21 protein-coding genes are annotated in these 18,175 nt (G+C 72.2%); 7 read left to right on the forward strand and 14 right to left on the reverse strand.

Going from position 1 to position 18,175, the window contains the following annotated elements; translation table 11 throughout:
- Positions 1-64: 64 nt before the first annotated feature.
- From ABD298_RS08980 to ABD298_RS09005, 6 genes are all read right to left on the reverse strand, one after another.
- The gene (locus tag ABD298_RS08980) at positions 65-376 is read right to left on the reverse strand and encodes a hypothetical protein (RefSeq protein WP_344299339.1); all 312 of its coding nucleotides are present in this window, start codon (positions 374-376) and stop codon (positions 65-67) included.
- A gap of 68 nt (positions 377-444) precedes the next feature.
- Complete coding sequence (locus ABD298_RS08985) at positions 445-873, reverse strand: universal stress protein (RefSeq protein ID WP_344299340.1); 429 nt, start codon at positions 871-873, stop codon at positions 445-447.
- 89 nt (positions 874-962) lie between these two features.
- Complete coding sequence (locus ABD298_RS08990) at positions 963-1,613, reverse strand: SDR family oxidoreductase (RefSeq protein ID WP_344299341.1); 651 nt, start codon at positions 1,611-1,613, stop codon at positions 963-965.
- Between the two features lie 35 nt (positions 1,614-1,648).
- Positions 1,649-2,134, reverse strand: a complete 486-nt coding sequence (locus ABD298_RS08995) for a GbsR/MarR family transcriptional regulator (protein WP_344299342.1) — start codon at positions 2,132-2,134, stop codon at positions 1,649-1,651.
- The gene (locus ABD298_RS09000) at positions 2,131-3,753 is read right to left on the reverse strand and encodes an ABC transporter permease (protein WP_344299343.1); all 1,623 of its coding nucleotides are present in this window, start codon (positions 3,751-3,753) and stop codon (positions 2,131-2,133) included. The genes ABD298_RS08995 and ABD298_RS09000 overlap by 4 nt, the downstream gene beginning before the upstream one ends.
- A gap of 1 nt (position 3,754) precedes the next feature.
- Positions 3,755-4,759 carry an ABC transporter ATP-binding protein gene (locus ABD298_RS09005; RefSeq protein WP_344299344.1) on the reverse strand — a complete coding sequence of 335 codons (1,005 nt, stop codon included), beginning with the start codon at positions 4,757-4,759 and terminating at the stop codon, positions 3,755-3,757.
- A gap of 138 nt (positions 4,760-4,897) precedes the next feature.
- Between ABD298_RS09005 and ABD298_RS09010 the strand changes: the two genes are divergently transcribed.
- Positions 4,898-5,767 (forward strand): NAD(P)-dependent oxidoreductase, encoded by an 870-nt coding sequence (locus ABD298_RS09010; RefSeq protein ID WP_344299345.1) that lies wholly within the window; start codon positions 4,898-4,900, stop codon positions 5,765-5,767.
- A 69-nt stretch (positions 5,768-5,836) separates the two neighbouring features.
- Positions 5,837-6,532: a type 1 glutamine amidotransferase domain-containing protein gene (locus ABD298_RS09015; protein ID WP_344299346.1), complete on the forward strand. Its 696-nt coding sequence runs from the start codon at positions 5,837-5,839 to the stop codon at positions 6,530-6,532.
- 37 nt (positions 6,533-6,569) lie between these two features.
- Here the strand turns inward: ABD298_RS09015 and ABD298_RS09020 are convergent, their stop codons facing one another.
- A complete protein-coding gene (locus ABD298_RS09020; protein ID WP_344299347.1) occupies positions 6,570-7,235 on the reverse strand; it encodes a catalase family protein in 666 nt (221 codons plus the stop codon).
- Positions 7,236-7,292: 57 nt separating this feature from the next.
- Here ABD298_RS09020 and ABD298_RS09025 point away from each other — a divergent pair, with 57 nt between their 5' ends.
- Entirely contained in the window at positions 7,293-8,300 is a 1,008-nt protein-coding gene (locus tag ABD298_RS09025) for an adenosine deaminase (protein ID WP_344299348.1), read from the forward strand.
- A 111-nt stretch (positions 8,301-8,411) separates the two neighbouring features.
- On the forward strand, positions 8,412-9,353 hold the full coding sequence (locus tag ABD298_RS09030; RefSeq protein WP_344299349.1) for a hypothetical protein: 942 nt from the start codon (positions 8,412-8,414) through the stop codon (positions 9,351-9,353).
- 27 nt (positions 9,354-9,380) lie between these two features.
- Here the strand turns inward: ABD298_RS09030 and ABD298_RS09035 are convergent, their stop codons facing one another.
- Together ABD298_RS09035 and ABD298_RS09040 are read right to left on the reverse strand one after the other, a co-directional pair.
- A complete protein-coding gene (locus ABD298_RS09035; protein ID WP_344299350.1) occupies positions 9,381-10,343 on the reverse strand; it encodes an SDR family NAD(P)-dependent oxidoreductase in 963 nt (320 codons plus the stop codon).
- The gene (locus ABD298_RS09040; protein WP_344299351.1) at positions 10,344-10,676 is read right to left on the reverse strand and encodes a TfoX/Sxy family protein; all 333 of its coding nucleotides are present in this window, start codon (positions 10,674-10,676) and stop codon (positions 10,344-10,346) included.
- A 101-nt stretch (positions 10,677-10,777) separates the two neighbouring features.
- Here ABD298_RS09040 and ABD298_RS09045 point away from each other — a divergent pair, with 101 nt between their 5' ends.
- The gene (locus ABD298_RS09045) at positions 10,778-11,896 is read left to right on the forward strand and encodes an alcohol dehydrogenase catalytic domain-containing protein (RefSeq protein ID WP_344299352.1); all 1,119 of its coding nucleotides are present in this window, start codon (positions 10,778-10,780) and stop codon (positions 11,894-11,896) included.
- Between the two features lie 27 nt (positions 11,897-11,923).
- Here ABD298_RS09045 and ABD298_RS09050 read toward each other — a convergent pair whose 3' ends face one another.
- The 5 genes from ABD298_RS09050 to ABD298_RS09070 form a co-directional block, all read right to left on the reverse strand.
- The gene (locus ABD298_RS09050; RefSeq protein WP_344299353.1) at positions 11,924-13,447 is read right to left on the reverse strand and encodes a CYTH and CHAD domain-containing protein; all 1,524 of its coding nucleotides are present in this window, start codon (positions 13,445-13,447) and stop codon (positions 11,924-11,926) included.
- A gap of 10 nt (positions 13,448-13,457) precedes the next feature.
- Positions 13,458-14,582, reverse strand: a complete 1,125-nt coding sequence (locus ABD298_RS09055) for a DUF4386 domain-containing protein (RefSeq protein ID WP_344299354.1) — start codon at positions 14,580-14,582, stop codon at positions 13,458-13,460.
- A 106-nt stretch (positions 14,583-14,688) separates the two neighbouring features.
- The gene (locus ABD298_RS09060; protein ID WP_208711856.1) at positions 14,689-14,892 is read right to left on the reverse strand and encodes a cold-shock protein; all 204 of its coding nucleotides are present in this window, start codon (positions 14,890-14,892) and stop codon (positions 14,689-14,691) included.
- A gap of 212 nt (positions 14,893-15,104) precedes the next feature.
- On the reverse strand, positions 15,105-15,566 hold the full coding sequence (locus ABD298_RS09065) for a hypothetical protein (protein ID WP_344299355.1): 462 nt from the start codon (positions 15,564-15,566) through the stop codon (positions 15,105-15,107).
- A gap of 61 nt (positions 15,567-15,627) precedes the next feature.
- Positions 15,628-16,734, reverse strand: coding sequence for a fatty acid desaturase family protein (locus ABD298_RS09070; RefSeq protein WP_344299775.1), 1,107 nt, complete (start codon positions 16,732-16,734; stop codon positions 15,628-15,630).
- A 297-nt stretch (positions 16,735-17,031) separates the two neighbouring features.
- Between ABD298_RS09070 and ABD298_RS09075 the strand changes: the two genes are divergently transcribed.
- Complete coding sequence (locus ABD298_RS09075) at positions 17,032-17,499, forward strand: hypothetical protein (RefSeq protein WP_344299356.1); 468 nt, start codon at positions 17,032-17,034, stop codon at positions 17,497-17,499.
- A 61-nt stretch (positions 17,500-17,560) separates the two neighbouring features.
- Positions 17,561-18,103, forward strand: a complete 543-nt coding sequence (locus tag ABD298_RS09080; RefSeq protein WP_344299357.1) for a hypothetical protein — start codon at positions 17,561-17,563, stop codon at positions 18,101-18,103.
- The last annotated feature ends 72 nt before the right edge of the window (positions 18,104-18,175 follow it).

Genomic DNA, 18,175 nt, shown 5'->3' on the forward strand with positions numbered 1-18,175 from the left:
GCCTGCGTTCACAGCGAACCAGACGGGTCCGACATTTCTGCTTCCGGGGTGGGAAACGGCGGGCTCAGGCGGTGGGGCAGGGAACGAGGAGGTGGAACACGTCGCCCTTGACGCCGATCCTGACCGGCTCGGAGGCGGGGAGCGAGCGCATGACGTCGTTGCCGACCGCGAGCGTGCCGGAGCGCCGTTCGTTGCTGCGCGGGCTCCACAGCACCGACCGGACCGCCCCGTCGACGGAGACCTTCACAACCCCCGGTCCCACCGGGAAGGCCGGGAGTGCGCTCGTGGGAATGCGGAGCACCTCGGAGCCGCGGTCAGACTCGTTGACCGGCTGTGAGGTGACGACGTGCTCGTATTCGTGTTCCGTGCCGTGCATGCTTCTACGCCTATCACAGGGCCACGCCGCCCGCTTGTCACACGCCCGGCGTGGGCTGTGGATGACGCCTATTCGCCGACGGTCTTGACGATGTAGACATCGCAGGGCGCGTTGTGCGCGACCGAGCTGGCGACGCTCCCCAGGACCCGGCCGAGCCCCTGCATGCGGCGGTTTCCGACCACGATCATGTGGGCCGCGAGCCGCTCGGCCTCCGCCACGAGGGCCTCGGCGGGCTTGCCGCGCCCGGCGCTGTACGTGACCGTGAGGCCGGGCGCCTCGAGGCCGAGCGCGACGTTCTTCGCGATCCCGACCGCCGTCTCGGCGTCGGACATGATCCACGTGTCGCTGCCGCTGCCCATGACCTCGGTGCGGTCCTTCTCGAAGGCGCACATCACGTGGAGCGGGGCGTCGAGGGCGCGCGCGAGATCGCGGGCCGCCTCGGCCGCCTTCTCCGCCGTGATGCTGCCGTCGACGCCGACGATGATGGGTCCGGTCATTGCTGAGCCCCCTTGTGGTCTGCTGGGTGTGCCTGCCGGCACCTGTCCCCACAGTACCGGCCGGCCTCCGCCGGGCCCGGGCGCCCCGCTCAGAGGGAGGCGAGAGCCTCCGCGATCGGCGTCTGCCCCTGGTTGAAGCCCACGAATTCCCGCACGGTGCGCGGCTCGCGGAGGGCGGCAGCCACGACGGCGGCGACGTCCTCGCGGCTCACGCTCCCGGACTCGGTGTGGTCCGCGAGGTCGATCCTGCCCGTTCCGGGCTCGAGGGTCAGCGCGGAGGGGCCGAGGATCGTCCAGTCCAGGGTGGTGCCGCGCAGGTGCTCGTCGGCCGCGGCCTTGGCCTCGGCGTAGTGGAAGAACGGGTTGTCCTCGGCGATGCCGTGGTCGGGTCGCGCGCCGAGGTACGACACCATGACGTACCGCGGCACGCCGGCGGCGGAAGCCGCGTCCATCGAGCGGATCGCCGCGTCGCGGTCGACGGCGCGCGTGCGGGCGGGATTCCCGCCGCCGGCCCCGGCAGACCACACGACGGCGTCGTGCCCGGCCAGGAGCTCGGCGATCGCCTTCGTGTCGAGCTGCTCGACGTCGGCGACCACCGCGCTCGCGCCCGTGGCCTCGACGTCGGCGGCGTGCTCGGGGTTGCGCACCACCGAGGTGACCTCGTCGCCGCGGCCCACGAGCAGCGGCGCGAGGAGGAGGGCGACCTTGCCGTGGCCGCCGATGATCGCGATTCGGGACATGCGTGCTCCTAACCTAGGCGTCTGCGGTGCCTAGGCTACCCGGAGGCGGCGGCCCGTTCGGCCTCCCACTCGTCCATGAGGCGTGGCATGCGCTCCACGAGGAAGCGATAGAAGTGCGCCATGTCCTCCACGCGTGACCGGGCGGCGGAGCCCTCGGGCAGCTCGCTGGCCATCGCGGTTGAGATCCCGGCGAGCTTCTCGTACACGGGGTTCTGGCGCATGCTCGCGACGTACCACGCGTCCTCGGGCAGCTCGTAGCGGTCGCGGCGGCTGCCCGGCTGGGAGACGCGGTGGATGAAGCCGACCTGCTGGAGGTACCTGACGGCGCCGGAAACCGCCGCGGGGCTCGCGCCCAGGGCCTCCCCGAGTTCGGTCGCGGTGAGCGCGCCCTCCTCGGAGGCCAGGAGCGCCATGAGGGCCCGCGCCGGCATCTTCGGGAAGCCCGCTGCCGTCATGACGGCGGCCGAGGTCTCGGCGCTCGGCGGGATCCGCGCCGGCGGGGGCGTCTGCGGGGGCGTCACGCGGAACCCACCTCGCGACGGCGCATGAGGGCGAGCGAGGCGGCCGCGGCGGCCACCGAGATGCCGAGCATCCAGAAGCCCCCCGTCCAGTCGGTGCCTCCCGGCCCCGGGACGGGGGTGTGCGCGAACGGCGAGATGTCGCGGACGGACTCGTCGACGCCGATCAGCCCGCCGAACACGCCGAGCAGCACCGCGACCCCCAGGACCGTCCAGCCCGCCGGGATGGTTGCCGGCGGCCAGACGACGAACACGAGCGCCGGCACGGACAGGAAGACCAGGGCCGCCGGGACCTGGTCGAGCGCGGTCATCCACACGTCTCCTCCCGCCGCCGACGTGTCTCCGGACGCGGTGAGCGAGATCCACGCACCGAGCGCGGTCATGAGCAGCACGGCGACGATGGTCAGGCTGCCCAGGGCTAGGTAGTCCGCGAACCACCGGACGCGTCCCAGCGGCTGGGACACGAGCCACGGGCCGGTCCCGGCCGCCTCCTCCTGCCGCGCCCGGATCACGGCCTGCAGGGCGCACGCTGCGGCGAGGACGCCGGCGAGGAGGAAGAAGACCGAGACGAGGAGCTGGGCGGTCGAGGCGCCGTGGGCCGCGAGCATCCTGCGCAGCGCCGTCGTCGTGTTCTCGTTGGCGGCCGTGATGGAATCGACCGCCGAGCCGAGGCCGCCCGTGAGGAGCCCCGTGGCGAGGCCGCCGATGCACCAGCCGATGATGGAACCCATCTGGAGCCGGGCCGCGAGGGCGAATGAACCGCCGAGCGTCGGACGGGCGTCGGCGCGCCCGGTGCGTCCCGCGAGGAGCGCGGCTCCGACGTCCCGGCGGTCCATGATCTGCGCGGTCGCTGCGACGCACAGGGCCCCGAGGCCGAGCGGCAGCACTAGCGGCCACCACCGGTCCCCGGTGTAGGCGAACGTCTGCTGGCCCCAGCCGATGGGGGAGATCCAGCTCGGCCAGCCGGCCGTCATGGTCATCCCGTCCGCCCCAGGGGTCCCGGCCGCGTCGCCCAGTCCCCGCAGGAGGTAGGCGGCGAGCACGAGGGAAGCCGAGACGGCGTTCGCGCCGCGCGAGGTGCTCATGAACTCGCCGGCGAGCAGCCCGACGCCCAGGAATGAGACGCCGACAGCGCCGGTGGCCGCGCCCGCGAGGACCGAGCCGGCGGGGTCGAGGCCCGCGGAGATGAACCCGAGGGCGACGACGATCGCCGCGAGGGCATTCGCCACGAGCCCGTGCAGCACGGTGGCGGCCAGGGGGAGCATGCGGCTCGCAGGGGTCGCGGAGACCATCTCGGCCCGCCCGCTCTCCTCCTCGGCGCGGGAGTGCCGGACGGCCATGAAGGTGCTCATCCAGCCCGCGAGCAGGGCGAGGAAGGTGAAGATCTCGAAGAACGTGAACGGGCCGAGGCCGGGCCCGCGGGCCAGCCCGCGGAAGACGAGGATGGCCGGCGTCGCGAGGGCGACCTTGAGGATCGCCGCCTGCTCGGCGAGGTCGCCGTAGGTCTTCGCCACCGCGGCGGCCGCGAAGACGGTCATGGCGCCGATGCCGAGGACCCAGCTCGCGAGCTGCCACCGGTCACGGCGCAGCCTCTGCCGGTAGAGCGCGAGGAAGGTGTCCATGTCAGGCTCCCGCCCGGGTCGCTGCGCGGTGCCGGCGTGGCGACCGGCCGTCGTCGTGCTCATCCTGCGGCACCGGCACCGGCACCGCGCCGGTCGTGTCGCCGTAGTGGCGCAGGAACAGCTCCTCGAGCGACGGCGGAGACACGCGCAGGCCCTGGACGTCCATGCTCCCGAGGAGGGGCAGGATCCGGGCGACCTGGTCGGAGTCCGCGCCGAACTTCACGCGGCCCTCGGCGACTGTGAGGTCGTGGACCTCGGGGCGGGCCGCGAGGGCCGCCGTGTCAGGCGCGCCGGCCATGTCTGGAGCTCCCGCGGAGAACGAGATCTCCGTGCGGGTGAGGTGCCGCAGCGAGGCGAGCGTGCCGCCGTCCACGATCCTGCCGGACCGGATGATGCTCACCCGGTCGGCGAGCTGCTCGACCTCCGAGAGGATGTGGCTCGAGAGGAGGACCGTGGCCCCGCGGTCGGCAAGCGCGCGGACCTCGCGGGTGAACACCGCCTCCATGAGCGGGTCGAGGCCGCTCGTCGGCTCGTCCAGCAGGTACAGCTCGGCCTCGGTGGCGAGCGCGGCGATGAGGGCGACCTTCTGGCGGTTGCCCTTCGAGTACGCGCGCCCCTTCTTGGTGGGGTCGAAGTCGAAGGTCTCGCAGAGCTCCTTCTTCCGGGCCCTGTAGGCGGCGGCAGTGCCGCCGCGCAGGCGGGAGATGAGGTCGATCGCCTCGCCGCCGGAGAGGTTGGGCCAGATGCTCACGTCGCCCGGGATGCTCGCGACGCGGCGGTGGAGCTCGACCGCGTCGGACCAGGGGTCCTTGCCGAAGACCCGGGCGGTGCCCGACGTCGCGCGGGCAAGGCCGAGGAGGACGCGCAGGGTGGTGGACTTGCCTGCGCCGTTGGGGCCGAGGAAGCCGTGGATCTCGCCCTGGGCGACCTCGAGGTCGAGGCCGTCAAGGGCGTGGACGCGGCCGTAGTGCTTGTGGAGCTCGACAGTCTGGATGACGGTGTCCATGGTTGGGACGGTACGCGCCCTTCACCGTTTTCTGAAGATTCAGAAGCATCAGGAATTCGCAAAGAAACCGGGGTTCCCCTGTGCGGCGGAGGGCGCGTAGGGTGGCGGACGTCTGACGTCTAGAGGAATGAGGAAGCGATGACGACGACCGTGGCTGTCCTGGGCACCGGAATCATGGGCGCGGGCATGGCACGCAACCTCGCCAAGGCCGGCTTCCAGGTGCGGGTGTGGAACCGCAGCGCGGACCGGGCCGAGCCGCTCGCGGACGCCGGCGCCGTCGTCGCCGGCTCCCCGGCGGAGGCAGTCGATGGCGCCGACGTGGTGGTGACCATGCTGTTCGACGAGCCGGCCACCGCAGAGGTGATGACGGAGGCGCTCCCGGCGATGCGCCCCGACGCGGTGTGGGTGCAGAGCGGCACGCTCGGCGTCGAGGAGACCGAACGCCTCGCCGACCGGGCCGCGGATGCCGGCGTGCGGTTCGTCGACGCTCCGGTCATGGGCACTCGCCAGCCGGCCGAGGAGGGCAAGCTCACCGTCCTCGCCGCCGGACCGGACGGAGTGCGCGACGCCGTCGCGCCCGTCTTCGACGCGATCGCTGTCCGCACGGTGTGGGTGGGCGAGCGCCCGGGCGACGGGCACCGGCTCAAGCTCGTGGCCAACTCCTGGGTCGTCTCCGTGGTGGCCGCCACGGCGCAGTCGATCGACCTCGCCTCCAGGCTCGGCCTGGACCCCCAGATGTTCCTCGACACGATCGCCGGCGGCGCCTCCGACTGCACCTACGCCCAGATGAAGGGACGGGCGATGATCGCGGGCGAGTTCCCCACGAGCTTCCCGCTCGAGGGCGCGGCCAAGGACACCCGGCTCATCCTCGAGGCGATGGGCAGTGCCGGCGCCCGCTCGGACATCATGGAGGCCCTCGCTGGCCTGTATGCGGAGGCGGCCGGGGCCGGCCACGGCAGCGACGACCTCGCGGCAGTCGTCACGGCCTTCCGCGGCACTCGCAGCTGAGCCGCGTCGGAAGCACCCCGACTGGGTAGCTTCTCCAGTGACACCATCCGCGACGACGGGAGATCCACCATGTCCTCGATTCTCATGATTGTCACCGGCGCGAGCACGCTGCGGCTCACCGACGGCACGGAGCACCCCACGGGCTTCTGGGCCGAGGAGCTCGTCACGGCGCACCGCGAGCTCATCCGCGCAGGCCACTCCGTCACCATCACGACGCCCAAGGGAGCGGTCCCCGTCGCGGACGCCGTGAGCCTGGACCCCGAGCGGGTGGGGCGCGAGACCGCGGCGGACCTCTCCGCCTACCTCGAGGAGATCCGCTGGGAGCTCGAGTCCGCCCTCCCGCTCGACGCCGTCGTGGAGGAGTACGACGCCCTGGTGCTCCCGGGCGGCCACGGCCCCATGACGGACCTCGCCTTCGACCCCGAGGTGGGCCGCCTCCTCATCGAGGCCGACGAGGCGGGGAAGGTCATCGCCCCGTTCTGCCACGGGCCGGCAGCCCTCCTCGCCGCCAAGCGCGACGACGGCTCCAACGCCTTCGTGGGCCGCCGCGTCACGGTCTTCACCGACGAGGAGGAGCGCTCCGGCGGGACCGGCGAGAAAACGCCGTGGTTCGTCGAGACGGAGCTGCGTAAGGCTGGGCTCGTGGTCGAGGCCGGGAAGGCGTGGAGCGACCACGTGGTCGTGGACGGGAACCTCATCACGGGGCAGAACCCGCAGTCGAGCGCGTCGGTCGCGCAGGAGGTCATCAGGGAGCTGGGGGCGTAGCGGACCAGGGAGGCGGATCAACTGGCCTTCCACTCAATTACTGCCGCGCGAGCCTGTACGAGTGCTCGCGCAGCCGGCGCGTCCAGCCGTACGTCTGCGCCGTCGGCAGCTGGTTGAGCAGCGGGTCGAACCGCAGCGGCGTGTCCTGGACCCGGCCGCCGGCGTCGAGCACGGGCGTGAGCCGGAGTGAGCCGCAGCGGTTCCACGGGCCGAGCGGCGTGGCCCAGAACAGCTCGAGGTCCCATTCGGCGTCGGGGCGGAAGCGCCTCGGCGCCCCGGGGTCGGTCCCGACGGTGCGCGCGCCGAGGAGGACCGCGCCCCGCGCCCCGCGGTACGGCATGAGCGAGGTCAGCCGCGCGACGCCGGCCGTGCGGTGCATGAGCAGCGCGAACCTGCCGGGCACGCGCCAGCCGGTGGAGGCGAGCAGGAGGTCCGCGTCGGCGTCGTCCGCGCGGAAGCGCACGGCGAGGCCGATGACGTCCGGCCACGCCACAGGGAACCCGCACGAGCGCGACAGCCGCGCCGTGACCGGCAGGGACGCGTCGCCGTCGAGGAACGGGATGCCGGACGCGGCGCCGGTGAGCTCGAGCGTCCCGGACAGCAGGATTCCCTGGGTGTGGATGGGCCGATGGGGACGGAACGCCTTGACGACGCCGAAGGCTCCCGCGAAGAGCCTGCCGAAGAGGGTGGTCGGATGCGTCACCCTCCGCAGTCTGCCAAAGAGGGGAACGTGCGGGAACCGTGTGCGAAGGTATACGCCATGACCTTCGACGCCATGCTCCTACCCAAGGCCGAACTGCACCTGCACATCGAGGGCACGCTCGAGCCGGAGCTCGCGTTCGCGCTCGCCGCGCGCAACGGCGTCCAGCTGCCCTTCGCCTCGGTCGAGGAGCTGCGCGCGGCGTACTCGTTCACCGACCTGCAGTCCTTCCTCGACCTCTACTACGCGTGCATGGAGGTGCTCCGCACGCGCGAGGACTTCCGGGACCTCGCCGCCGCGTACCTGCGCCGCGCCGCGGCCGAGGGCGTCCGCCACGCCGAGCTCTTCTTCGACGCCCAGGCGCACACCGCGCGCGGCGTCGCGTTCGCCGACGTCATGGGCGGCCTGCAGGACGCGCTCGACGACGCCGCCCTCCTCGGGCTCAGCGGCGGCCTCATCCTGTCCTTCCTCCGCGACCAGCCGATCGAGGACGCCGAGGCCGTGTGGGCCGAGGCGAAGGGGCACCTGGATGCGATCATCGGCGTCGGCCTGGACTCCGCCGAGGTCGGCAACCCGGCCGGGAAGTTCGAGGGGATCTTCGCCGAGGCCCGCGCGCTGGGGCTGCACGCGGTCGCGCACGCCGGGGAGGAAGGCGGCCCCGAGTACGTGTGGGACGCGCTGCGGAGCCTCGGCGCGGAGCGCATCGACCATGGGATCCGGTCCCTCGAGGACCCCGAGCTGGTACGCCATCTGGTGGACCAGCGGGTGCCGCTGACGGTGTGCCCGTTCTCGAACGTGCGGCTGAGGGCCGTCGACACCCTCGCGGACCACCCGCTGCCGGCCATGCTGCGCGCCGGGCTGCACGTGACGGTCAACTCCGACGATCCGGCGTACTTCGGCGGATACGCCGGCGAGAACATCGAGGCCGTCGCGGAGCAGTTCGCCTTGGGCAGGGAGGAGCTCGCCCTGCTCGCTCGGAACTCCGTCACCGCGAGCTTCGCGTCCGAGGAGCGCAAAGCCGAACTGGCCGCCGAGATCGACGCATGGGAGGGTTCCCACGGCGGTTGAGCCGGAGCCCGGATGGGTACCGATGGATCACCGGAGCTACCGGAGCGACTCGATCCGTCACCGGCACCGGGCCGGTTGACCCGGGATGCCGGCCGCTGAAAGGCTGAGACCGTGAGCACAACGCCATCGGGCCTGCCGCTGGCGACGCGGCTTGCGCGGGCGGGCGTGCCCGACTCGCTCGCCGCGGTCCTTGCCGAGACCTGCACCATGGCCGGGGCGGAGCGCCGCGGGGAGGCGTCGCGGTGTGTGCTCGACCAGGCCGGCGCCCGGCCCGTGGTGGAGTGGCTCGAAGGCCAGCTGGAGGCCGAGCCCGGGCCGCGGGAGGCGGTCGTGGCGATGCTGGGTGCGGCGGCGGTGCTGTTCGGTGCCGAGGAAGCCGGGCGGCTGGTGCTCCGGCACGTGCCCGAGGCGGCCGAGGTGCTCGGCGAGATGGCGCAGGAGGCCGAGGACGAGGCCATCGAGGATCCGCTGCTCGCCACGGCGGCGAAGGCGGAGCCGATGATGATGCGGGCGGCGCTCGAGCACGCGGCCGCCTCGGATCCGGAGTACAACCACGAGCTCTACATGGACGAGTCGGTGCTCCTTCCCGGGTTCCTGCTCCTCGACCAGGGCGATGCCGACCCGGTCGAACTGAATGGAGCCCTCGTGAGCACGCCGCGAGGGTTCGCGTTCGTCCTCACCGACGGGATGCTCTCGCCCGCGACGGCGGCCCTGCTGCCTGCGGGCGTAGCCGAGAAGGGCGCCGTCCTGTTCGCGCTGGACGCCCTCGAGGGCGCCGTCTTCCTCGTGCCGGATTCCTTCGGCCTCCTCGGCACCGACCGGGCCGACGGCGCGGACCCGGAGGACGGCACCGACGGGGAGGATAGCCTGCCGCTGGACATCGGGCCGAGCCCGGACGGCGACCTGTACGCCCACTTCGAACTGCCCCGGGGCGAGACGGTCAGCCTCTGCCTCGCATACTCCCAGTGGCCCGCGGGGAAGCAGGAGGTCCTCCGGCGGCGGTTCGAGACGGTCGTGCAGCGAGTTGCCGACGCCCTGCGGCGCTCAGCGTGACCGCGCGGCTCACCGCGGCCCGAGAGCTCACACTCCCAGCCGCACCCCGCTGAGCTCCTCCGAGCGGGCCACGAGCCGGGCGGCCACGTCCCGGTCCAGCACCACGGGGCGCGGGGCGAGCCGCGTCGGACGGCCCCTCAGGTGGAACGCGCCGCCCGGCCCCCAGTACTGCCCGTTCGCCACCTGTGGCGAGGCCACCCCGGCGACGAGCTGCTCGGCTCCGGCGTGCTTGCCCTGGCCGATGAGCGGCAGGAGGGGCCGGAGCGCCGGGCTCGATGCCGGCTGGTTGACACCCACCCCGGCGCGCGCTGGCGAGAGCGCGTCCATCGCCGTCCCCGGATGCACGACGACGGAGCTCGCCGCCGCCCCCGCGTCGCCGAGGCGCCGGGCCAGCTCGAACCCGAACGCCATCGCGGCGAGCTTGGAGCGGGCGTACTTGTGCAGGTCGGACTGCGGCTCGGACGGGTCGGGGAGCGAATCGGCCGGCTGCTTCGGCGCGGTGTAGCTGAGGCTCCCCACATGGACCACCCGGCCGCCCGAGTCCAGCAGGAGGGGCAGGAGCTGCGCAATGAGCGCGAAATGCCCCAGATGGTTCGTGCCCCAGAACAGCTCGAACCCGTCCGCGGTCGTCAGCGGGGTCGGGCCGCGCTCGCCCCGCGGCTTGAGGTGGGACGGCATGCCGACCACCGCCGCGTTGGCGACCACCGCGTCGAGGCGCGGCAGCCGCGAGAGGCGGGCAGCGGCGTCGTGCACGGATCCCAGACTCGCGAGGTCCAGCGGCTCGTGGCGCACGACGGCGCCCGGCACGTGGGCGGCGATGCTCGCCACCGCCGCGGCCGCCCGGGCGGGGTTGCGGGCGGCGATGATGACCTGCGCGCCCAGGAGCGCGAGGCCTTCGGCTGCGAAGTAGCCGATCCCGGCCGTCGCGCCGGTGACGAGGACGGTCCTGCCGTCCAGGCGCGGGAAGCCGCCGGGGAGCGTTGCCGGCATCTACTTGACCGGGAGCGAGGACGCGTAGTCGACGCCGACGCGCACCCACCGGTCGAGCGCGTCGTCGAGCTCGACCGCCTCCGGGGAGACGCGGAGCCACCCGTCCATGGCCTTGCCGTGCATGACGGCGCGCTCGACGCCGGGGTTCGCGCAGAGGTCCGCGCTCGCCGCCGGATCCGCCCGGAGCAGCAGGCCGCCCTCGCCGCTCGCGGCCACGGCCATGTTCCCTCCGATGAGGAACGCGAGGCCGCCGAACATCTTCTTCTCGGTCGCGTCGGCCATGCCGGCGACGGTGTGCCGGACGCGGTCCGCCAGTTCAGGGTCATAAGCCATGCGCTCATCCTGCGGTGCGGGGGCGTCTGGGGCAATGATGGGAGGGCACAGAGCGGATGAGCGTTCACGTCCCGAGAACCTCCCGAGATCAAGGAGCACCGATGCCAGCCACCCGTACGATCCGCGGCGCCGTCCTGAACACCATGGAGGCGGAGCAGCCGTACGCCGCCAGCCGGCCCATCACCGTCGACGAGCTCGAGCTCGAAGGCCCCGGCCCCGGCGAGCTCCTGGTCCGCATCGAGGCGGCGGGGCTGTGCCACTCGGACCTCTCCGTGGTCAACGGCTCGCGCCCGCGCCCGCTGCCGATGCTGCTGGGCCACGAGGCGGCGGGCATCGTCGAGGAGGTCGGCGAGGGGGTCGCCGTCGCGCCGGGCCAGCGGGTTGTCATGACGTTCCTGCCGCGCTGCGGCGAGTGCGCCGCGTGCGCCACCGACGGGCGCCTGCCGTGCGAGCGGGGGAGCGCCGCGAACGCCGCCGGGACGCTCCTCACCGGCACCCGGCACCTTACCCGGGCCGGCGACGAGGTCCAGCACCACCTGGGCGTCTCTGGCTTCGCGACGTACGCGGTGGTCGACGAGCGCTCGGTTGTCCCCGTCGGTGACGATGTCCCGCCCACCGTCGCCGCCCTGCTCGGCTGCGCCGTGCTCACCGGCGGCGGGGCGCTGCTCAACGCCGGCAGGATCACGCGGGAGACGAGCGTCGCCGTCGTGGGCCTCGGCGGAGTGGGGATGGCCGGGCTGCTGACCGCGCTCGCGACCGGCTGCAGGGTCGTGGCGGTGGACGCGCAGGAGTCCAAGCTCGCGACCGCGCGCGAGTGGGGGGCCGCGGAGGCGTTCACCCCGGCGGAGGCGGTCGAGCGCAAGGTCGAGGCCGACGTCGTGCTCGAGGCCGTGGGCCACCCGCGCGCGTTCGAGACCGCGTACCGGCTCCTTGGCCTGGGCGGGACGCTCGTGACCGTCGGGCTTCCGGCGCCGGGGGCGACCGCCGAGATCGAGCCGCTGCAGCTGACCGCGAAGGCCCAGACGGTGGTGGGCAGCTACCTCGGCTCGGCCGTGCCGAAGCGGGACGTGCCCGCGTTCGAGCGGCTCTGGCGCGAGGGCCGCCTCCCGCTCGAGCGGCTCGTCTCCAGGCGCATCACCCTGGACGAGATCAACGAGGGCATGGACGCCCTCGCCTCTGGCTCGGTGATCCGCCAGGTGGTGACGTTCGACGCCGGGTGAGCGGCCGGCGTCGTGCGCCGCGCCCGGTCAGGGGTGGCGTTCGGTGAAGTCGGCCCAGTCGAGGGCGAACTGCGTGCGCGCCTCCGCGGCGCGCTGCTGCTCGAGGGCGTGCAGGCGGCCGAAGCTGAACGCGCTGTCCCCCTCCTCGTGGGCCTGGGCGGCGAGGTCTAGCAGGTGCCCGCGGCTCACGACGCTGTCCTGGAGCTCGCCGAGGCTCTCCTGGATCTGCTCGGCGGCCTTGGCGAGCCGCTTGGCCCGCTTGCCCAGGACGGGGCGGGCGGCCTCGGCCGCGTAGCGGAGCCGCTTGGCCATCTTGCGCACCTCGTGCAGGGCGGCGTCGACGGTGTCCTGGTCCGCGTCGGCGTCCTCGGCCTCCTCCGCGGCGTCGACGGCGTCGTGGAGGCGCTCGATGTCCTTCGCGACGCGCTTCGCGACGGCCTTGCGGGCTGCCTTCGCGGCACGCTCGGTCAGGGGCGGCTCGGCGAGGAACGCGTCGAGGGTGTCGAGGAGGCGGAAGTAGCGCTCGCTGTCCAGCGCCACGAGCCCCACCTCGTGCGCCTGCCGGTACCGGGCCTCCGACTCGCGGCGGATCCGGTCCATCACCGGACCCACCACGAGCGCTCCCGGCTCGGCGCCGGCCAGCTCGGCGAGCCGCTCGCGCATGACCTCGACGTCGCGCGCCTGGCCCACGGTCTGGGAGAGCCACTTGAGCTCGTCCCGGAGCCGGTTGGCCCTCTCCGCGTCCACGAAGGGGCGGAACGTCGCCAGGGCCGAGCGCATGCGGCGGGCGGCCACCCTGAGCTGGTGCACGGCGTCGGGCGCGTCCTGACGCACCTGCGGGTCCATCGCCTTCAGCGCCTCGGCCTGCCCCCGCAGCCGGGCAAGAAGCACGACGCCGGCGGGACCCTTCCGCTTCGGCCTCTCCGCGCGCTCGGGCCGCACCGGGTAGGAGGGGCCCAGGGCGCGGGCCAGTTTCGACGGGAGCTCCGCGGGGTGCACGCCCTCATCGGCGAGGAGGTCGTCGGCCGCTGACAGGAGCTCCTGCTCGCCGCCGACGAGTTCGATCTCCCACTCCCGCCAGGCCTGCCGCAGCCCGCCCGAGGGGGGCGCCTCGGACTCGACGCGGTCGTCGCAGAACTCCGCGAGCGCGGTGCCTTCCGCGTCGAGAAGCAGCACCACCGTGCGTTGTGTCTTCAGTCGGGCCACCGGGCCGAGGTCCCTGGCCCGGGTGTGCACCGAGACGAGGCGCCGGAGCCGCTCCGGCACCCGGGCGGCGTCGGCCCCGAGCGGTTCGGTGACCTCGGTCCGCGCGCCCCCCTTGCCGGGGAGTTTGAGGTGCCAGCCGGAGTCCGTGCCGCCGGTGCGCCGCCGGAGCGTGATGCGGTTCGCGGCCAGGGCGAAGTCCTCGGTGTCGAAGTAGACCGCCTCGAGGATGTGGGTGACGGGCGCGCCGACGCGTCCCACCTCGGGCAGGCCTTCGAGGGAGGGGATCGGGGTGTCCGCCTCGACGGTGTACTTGCGTTCCACCTCGAGGGCGTCCTGAGCGGCCATGGGGACCAGCCTACGGCCGCCCTCGGGAGAACGCACCGGTGCGCGCCGGGAGCCTCAGGAGCGCCACCCCGACGGCCGCGAACCAGATCCACAGGAGCGGGCCGTACACGGCGTACAGGCCGGTGACGGCGAAGCGCAGCGCCTCGCCCGCGAGGCCCAGGGCCCCGGTGGCGATCCCGAGCCACCCGATCCAGTGCGGCAGCCCGCTCCGGACCATCGGCAGGGAGATGAGCAGGACGCCCAGCGGCGTGAGGACGCCTCCGAAGGTGACGGTGTTGTTCTCCGCCACGAGCGCCTCCGCGGCTGCCGCGAGGGCCGACCGCGCGCCGTCGTCCGCCGCGGCCGCGTACTGGGAGCTGAGAGTGACCAGGGAGAGGCTGCCCACGCTGGTCGTCGGCACCGCGATGAGCGCCGTCCACGACGCCGCCCCCACCACGAAGCCCAGCACCGCCAGGCTCGGGCTGGCGGGCAGCAGCGCTACGAGGAGCGCCGTGAACACGACGAGCCCGAACAGGGACGGCACGAGCCAGAGCAGCTGCTGCGCGACGTACGACGCCGTGTGGTCGGCGATGAAGCGCAGCGTCGCCTCGCCGCCGGAGACCGGAGGCGGGTCGACGAAGTACAGGGCGAGGGCCGTCAGGCCGAAGAGGACGAAGAGGAGCCCCGCGACCCCGGCGGTCCGGTACAGCGGGACCCACGCGCGGGCAGCAGGCCAGGGGAGCGCCGTCATGCGTCGAGCGTAGGCGCGGAGGCCGCCGCGGGCCTTGGGCCCAAGGGCCTGCGTCGCGCGGCCTACGTCGACTTCGCCGACGAAGCCGAGTTCGGCTGGGTCATCCTCGCGGTACGCGTCGGCGACGCTCTTGAACCCGATCGCCATCCCCAGGACGAGGCGCGTGTAGTCCGGGGCCAGCGCCTCGATGACCTGCCGGACCACCTGGGGGAGGACCTCCCGCAGCAGCGCGGCCTGTTCCGGGGAGCCCCCGGAGAAGGACACCGACACCATGTCGTCCACCCGGGCCAGGGTCTTCAGCGATTCCTTGAACATCTCGGTCGCGGCGGGGTCCTCGGGCTCCCACGAGAGGGCCGCGGTCAGGATCCCGATGCCGCGCTGGACCATTTCCGTCTCGTCGCTCATGGTGCCATCCTTACCCGCCCGTCTGGCGGTTCACGTTAAAACAGCACGGGCGGGTCCGCCGAAGCGGACCCGCCCGTTGGCGCCCTGGATCAGGGGCCTACACCCTTCAGAGGGGACGGATGTTCGTGGCCTGCGGGCCCTTCGGTCCACGCTCGGAGTCGAACTCGACCCGCTGGCCCTCGTCGAGGGAGCGGAAGCCGGTGGAGACGATCGCGCTGTAGTGGGCGAAGACGTCAGGGGTGCCGTCTTCGGGGGCGATGAATCCAAAGCCCTTCTCGGAGTTGAACCATTTCACGGTGCCAGTGGCCATGCGTGTTTCCTTCTTGTGTTGATCCGGTCGCTTGTCCGCGGCCGGTTTTGTGCTGCGTCGGCGGCGCCGGCGCGGGACAGATGTGGTGATGGAGGTTGAAGAGGAGGGGCGCTGCCTCGGCTGTTTGCGAGTGCGCGGTTCGATGATGGCTGACGTGGGCGGCGGACGGCGCCGTTCTCGCGCGTCGGCTCTGGGTCGATCGTCAGTCCAGTCTACATGTTCCCGGCACTTTCGCCCGCAACCGCTGCGGGGCCTTCTCTGCCGTCGTAGGCCGTGGCGATGCGCGGCGCGGCGGCTTCGAAGACCGTGCCACCGCCCGGCATGACGATGTAGGCCAGGAACTCCTCGTCGAAGCTGGCAATTCCTGCTTCGACGGCATCCACCTTGGCACGGATCAGCTGGGCCAGCTGGCGCCAGCGCCGCCGGGCGTCCTCCTGAGGCGCGCTGCGCCGGTAGGGACGCAGCCCCCCGGGAGCGCTCGGTCCCGGAAGCGGGAGGACAATTCGGAACCGGTGGCCGCCGGAGCTGAAGGCGAGCACGGCCCGTCCCTGCTGCGACACGCAGCGGAAGCCCGCGGCACCTGCGGCGAGCAGGACGGCCTCGATCTCTGACTGGGAATCCGAGCAGGTCAGAGAGGCCCCCCGGACGTAGTTGACGGTCACGGCATCACGCATGCGCTTCGGCACCGCGCTGAAGTGCGGACTGCTCGATGCATGGTGGAGTTCTGAGTGGCCATTACGCCCGCCGGTACGCGGCAGTGACCGGGCATTCGAAGGGATCGCGCGCGGCGAGCCCGACCCGGTTCAGGTAGCCGACGACGATTCCGTAGGAACGCCACAGGCTCGTCTCGGTGTAGGGGACCGCGAGGCGTTCACACTGCTCCCGGACGATCCGCCGCGCCTTCGCGAGGTGGGGTCGGGGCATGCTCGGGAAGAGGTGGTGCTCGACCTGGTAGTTCAGGCCGCCCATGAGCCACGTGGCCCACCAGCCGCCCGTGATGTTGCGCGAGGTGCGGACCTGCTTGCTGAAGAAGTCCAGCTTCGCATCCCGCGCGATCACCGCCATGCCCTTGTGGTTCGGGGCGAACGTTGCCCCCATGTACAGGCCGAACACCGCCAGCTGCACGCCCAGGAATGCGAATGCCATGCCGAGCGGCAGGAGCCAGAAGAGCGGGACGAGCACGAGGCCAAAGCGCAGCGTGATCAGGCCCAGCTCGGTCCAGCGTCCCTTGACCTTGCCCCGGGAGAACAGGTGCCGGAAGCTCAGGAAGTGCAGGTTGAGCCCCTCGAGCGTGAGCAGGGGGAAGAACAGCCAGCCCTGGCGGCGGGTGATCCAGGCCCGGAGACCGCGGGCTTCTGCAGCGTCCTCGACCACGAAGGAGATCGTGTCGACCTCGATGTCCGGGTCCTTGCCCACCCGGTTCGGGTTGGCGTGGTGGCGGGTGTGCTTGGAGTCCCACCACGAGTAGCTCATGCCGGCGACCGCACCGAGGGCCCTCGCGAGGCGATCGTTCGCCGGTCCCGTGGTGAGGATCTGACGGTGAGCCGCCTCATGGGCCAGGAAGGCGACCTGGGTGAAGAGGATTCCCAGCCCGGCCGCGATCAGCAACTGGAACCAGCTGTGGCCCAGGAGGACGGAGCCGGCGAGGAAGCCTGCCAGCGTTGCGAGGAGGGCCACGCCCACGACGGCATAGAACCACGGAGTGCGGCGCAGGAGCCCGGTCTCGCGCACCACGTGGGCGATCTGGAGGTAGGCCTGGGTCAGCGGCGGGAACGTCTCGGTGCCCGCATAGGGCTGGGCGCGGCGAGAGGCGTGGACTGCGGTGCTGGATGCTGTGGCGATGAGGGACCTTCTTGACTGCTTCCGCTCGACGGCGGATGCGCCGCGCCGGCGGCGCTGGCAGGCGGGAATGTGGATAGGTGATGGAGGCTGCCGGACAAGGGGCAGGGACCGCCGCAATCGAGCGGCAGGGATCCTTCCAGCACAGCGCGCTGCCCGCGCCGGGAAGGAGGGGAAGAAGGAATACGTGACGCTCGGAGATCTCATCGAGCCTGCGCTGACGCGTCATCTGGACCACCATCTGGGTAGTCCGCGTCCTCACCAGTCTACACGTCATTTCAGTGGAGTACTGTTGAAGCCATGCACTACGCCATATCTCCCCGCGCCCCTCGAGCCGGGGGGCAGGGCTTTGCGATCACGGAGCTCGCCTCGGTGCTGGGGGAGGAAGCCTTCGGCCACCCCCGTGAATACGGGTTCGGCGAGTGCGATGCCGAGACGATGCGGCAGCTCAGGCTGGCCCGCGACGTCCCGGACGGCACCGTGAGGATCTACAGGGCGCTTCCTCCCGGCCTCGGGGAGATCAACAGCGGGGACTGGGTGACGTTGTCCAAGGACTTCGCCCGGCAGCATGCCATACGCGATGACTTCATCGCCAACGACTGGCCCATCGTCTACGCCGACGTCGCCGCCCGGGCCGTTCTCACCGATGGCAAGTACCTCGACCAGTACGGCTACGCCGGTCCGTCCCTGACCGGGCTCGAGGACCACGTCGTGGAGGACGAAGCGGAGCTTCCCGACGCCGGCAGCAAGACGGTCTACGACGACTGACCGCCTGCCGATCCCTGGAGGCCACCCTCACTTACCTTCGGGTCGCGGCAGTCCTATGCTGATGGCATCTGAGGCCTTCGGCACTGGGGGAATGGTCATGAACAGGGTCGTCGAGAACTCGATGATCGTCTTCTTCATTCTGGCCGTCCCGGCCGTCATCGGTGGCCTCTTCGCAGGGGTAAACCTCTGGGCCAGACTGGTCGGGCGCATCGGCATGGGGCTCGTGATGCTCCTCGGAGGCGCGGCGGTGAATGCCTCGTTCCTGGCCTCCGGCGCCGACTATGCGACGTTCGCCAATGACGCGAAGTTCGCCTGGGTGACGCACCTCTGGCGCGAAGTTGTCCCCGCCAAACCCCTCCTGTGGATTGGGCTGCTGGTCGTGTTCCAAGCGCTCATGGGCATCATGATCCTCTCGGGAGGGTGGCCGACCCGCATTGGCCTGATCGGCGCGATTCTCTTCCATGGTGTCCTCGGCGTGTTCTTCTCGTGGTTCCTCACCGCGTACGCCGCGGTGGTCCTCGTGGCCATCGTCCCGCTGCTCCGCGCGGAGTGGCGCGCCGAAGCCCACGCCGCACCCCCTCCCATCAGGCACCGGCCGGCCTGACAGGGCCGGAGGGCCGGGACGGCCACTCGCTCTTCGGCATGCTGCGATCGCCGTGCAGCCGAAGGCCCCGGG

It is taken from the genome of Sinomonas flava, from assembly GCF_039531875.1.
Lineage (GTDB): Bacteria > Actinomycetota > Actinomycetes > Actinomycetales > Micrococcaceae > Sinomonas > Sinomonas flava.

Coding starts and splice junctions, on each gene's coding strand:
- ABD298_RS09055 (WP_344299354.1), bottom strand. CDS start 14,582: ATGAGCGACGAGACGGAAATGGTCCAGCGCGGCATCGGGATCCTGACC.
- ABD298_RS09000 (WP_344299343.1), bottom strand. CDS start 3,753: ATGGACACCTTCCTCGCGCTCTACCGGCAGAGGCTGCGCCGTGACCGG.
- ABD298_RS09015 (WP_344299346.1), top strand. CDS start 5,837: ATGTCCTCGATTCTCATGATTGTCACCGGCGCGAGCACGCTGCGGCTC.
- ABD298_RS09050 (WP_344299353.1), bottom strand. CDS start 13,447: ATGGCCGCTCAGGACGCCCTCGAGGTGGAACGCAAGTACACCGTCGAG.
- ABD298_RS08985 (WP_344299340.1), bottom strand. CDS start 873: ATGACCGGACCCATCATCGTCGGCGTCGACGGCAGCATCACGGCGGAG.
- ABD298_RS08980 (WP_344299339.1), bottom strand. CDS start 376: ATGCACGGCACGGAACACGAATACGAGCACGTCGTCACCTCACAGCCG.
- ABD298_RS09060 (WP_208711856.1), bottom strand. CDS start 14,892: ATGGCCACTGGCACCGTGAAATGGTTCAACTCCGAGAAGGGCTTTGGA.
- ABD298_RS09080 (WP_344299357.1), top strand. CDS start 17,561: ATGGCATCTGAGGCCTTCGGCACTGGGGGAATGGTCATGAACAGGGTC.
- ABD298_RS09065 (WP_344299355.1), bottom strand. CDS start 15,566: ATGCGTGATGCCGTGACCGTCAACTACGTCCGGGGGGCCTCTCTGACC.
- ABD298_RS09075 (WP_344299356.1), top strand. CDS start 17,032: ATGCACTACGCCATATCTCCCCGCGCCCCTCGAGCCGGGGGGCAGGGC.
- ABD298_RS09045 (WP_344299352.1), top strand. CDS start 10,778: ATGCCAGCCACCCGTACGATCCGCGGCGCCGTCCTGAACACCATGGAG.
- ABD298_RS09010 (WP_344299345.1), top strand. CDS start 4,898: ATGACGACGACCGTGGCTGTCCTGGGCACCGGAATCATGGGCGCGGGC.
- ABD298_RS09025 (WP_344299348.1), top strand. CDS start 7,293: ATGACCTTCGACGCCATGCTCCTACCCAAGGCCGAACTGCACCTGCAC.
- ABD298_RS08990 (WP_344299341.1), bottom strand. CDS start 1,613: ATGTCCCGAATCGCGATCATCGGCGGCCACGGCAAGGTCGCCCTCCTC.
- ABD298_RS09040 (WP_344299351.1), bottom strand. CDS start 10,676: ATGGCTTATGACCCTGAACTGGCGGACCGCGTCCGGCACACCGTCGCC.
- ABD298_RS09005 (WP_344299344.1), bottom strand. CDS start 4,759: ATGGACACCGTCATCCAGACTGTCGAGCTCCACAAGCACTACGGCCGC.
- ABD298_RS09035 (WP_344299350.1), bottom strand. CDS start 10,343: ATGCCGGCAACGCTCCCCGGCGGCTTCCCGCGCCTGGACGGCAGGACC.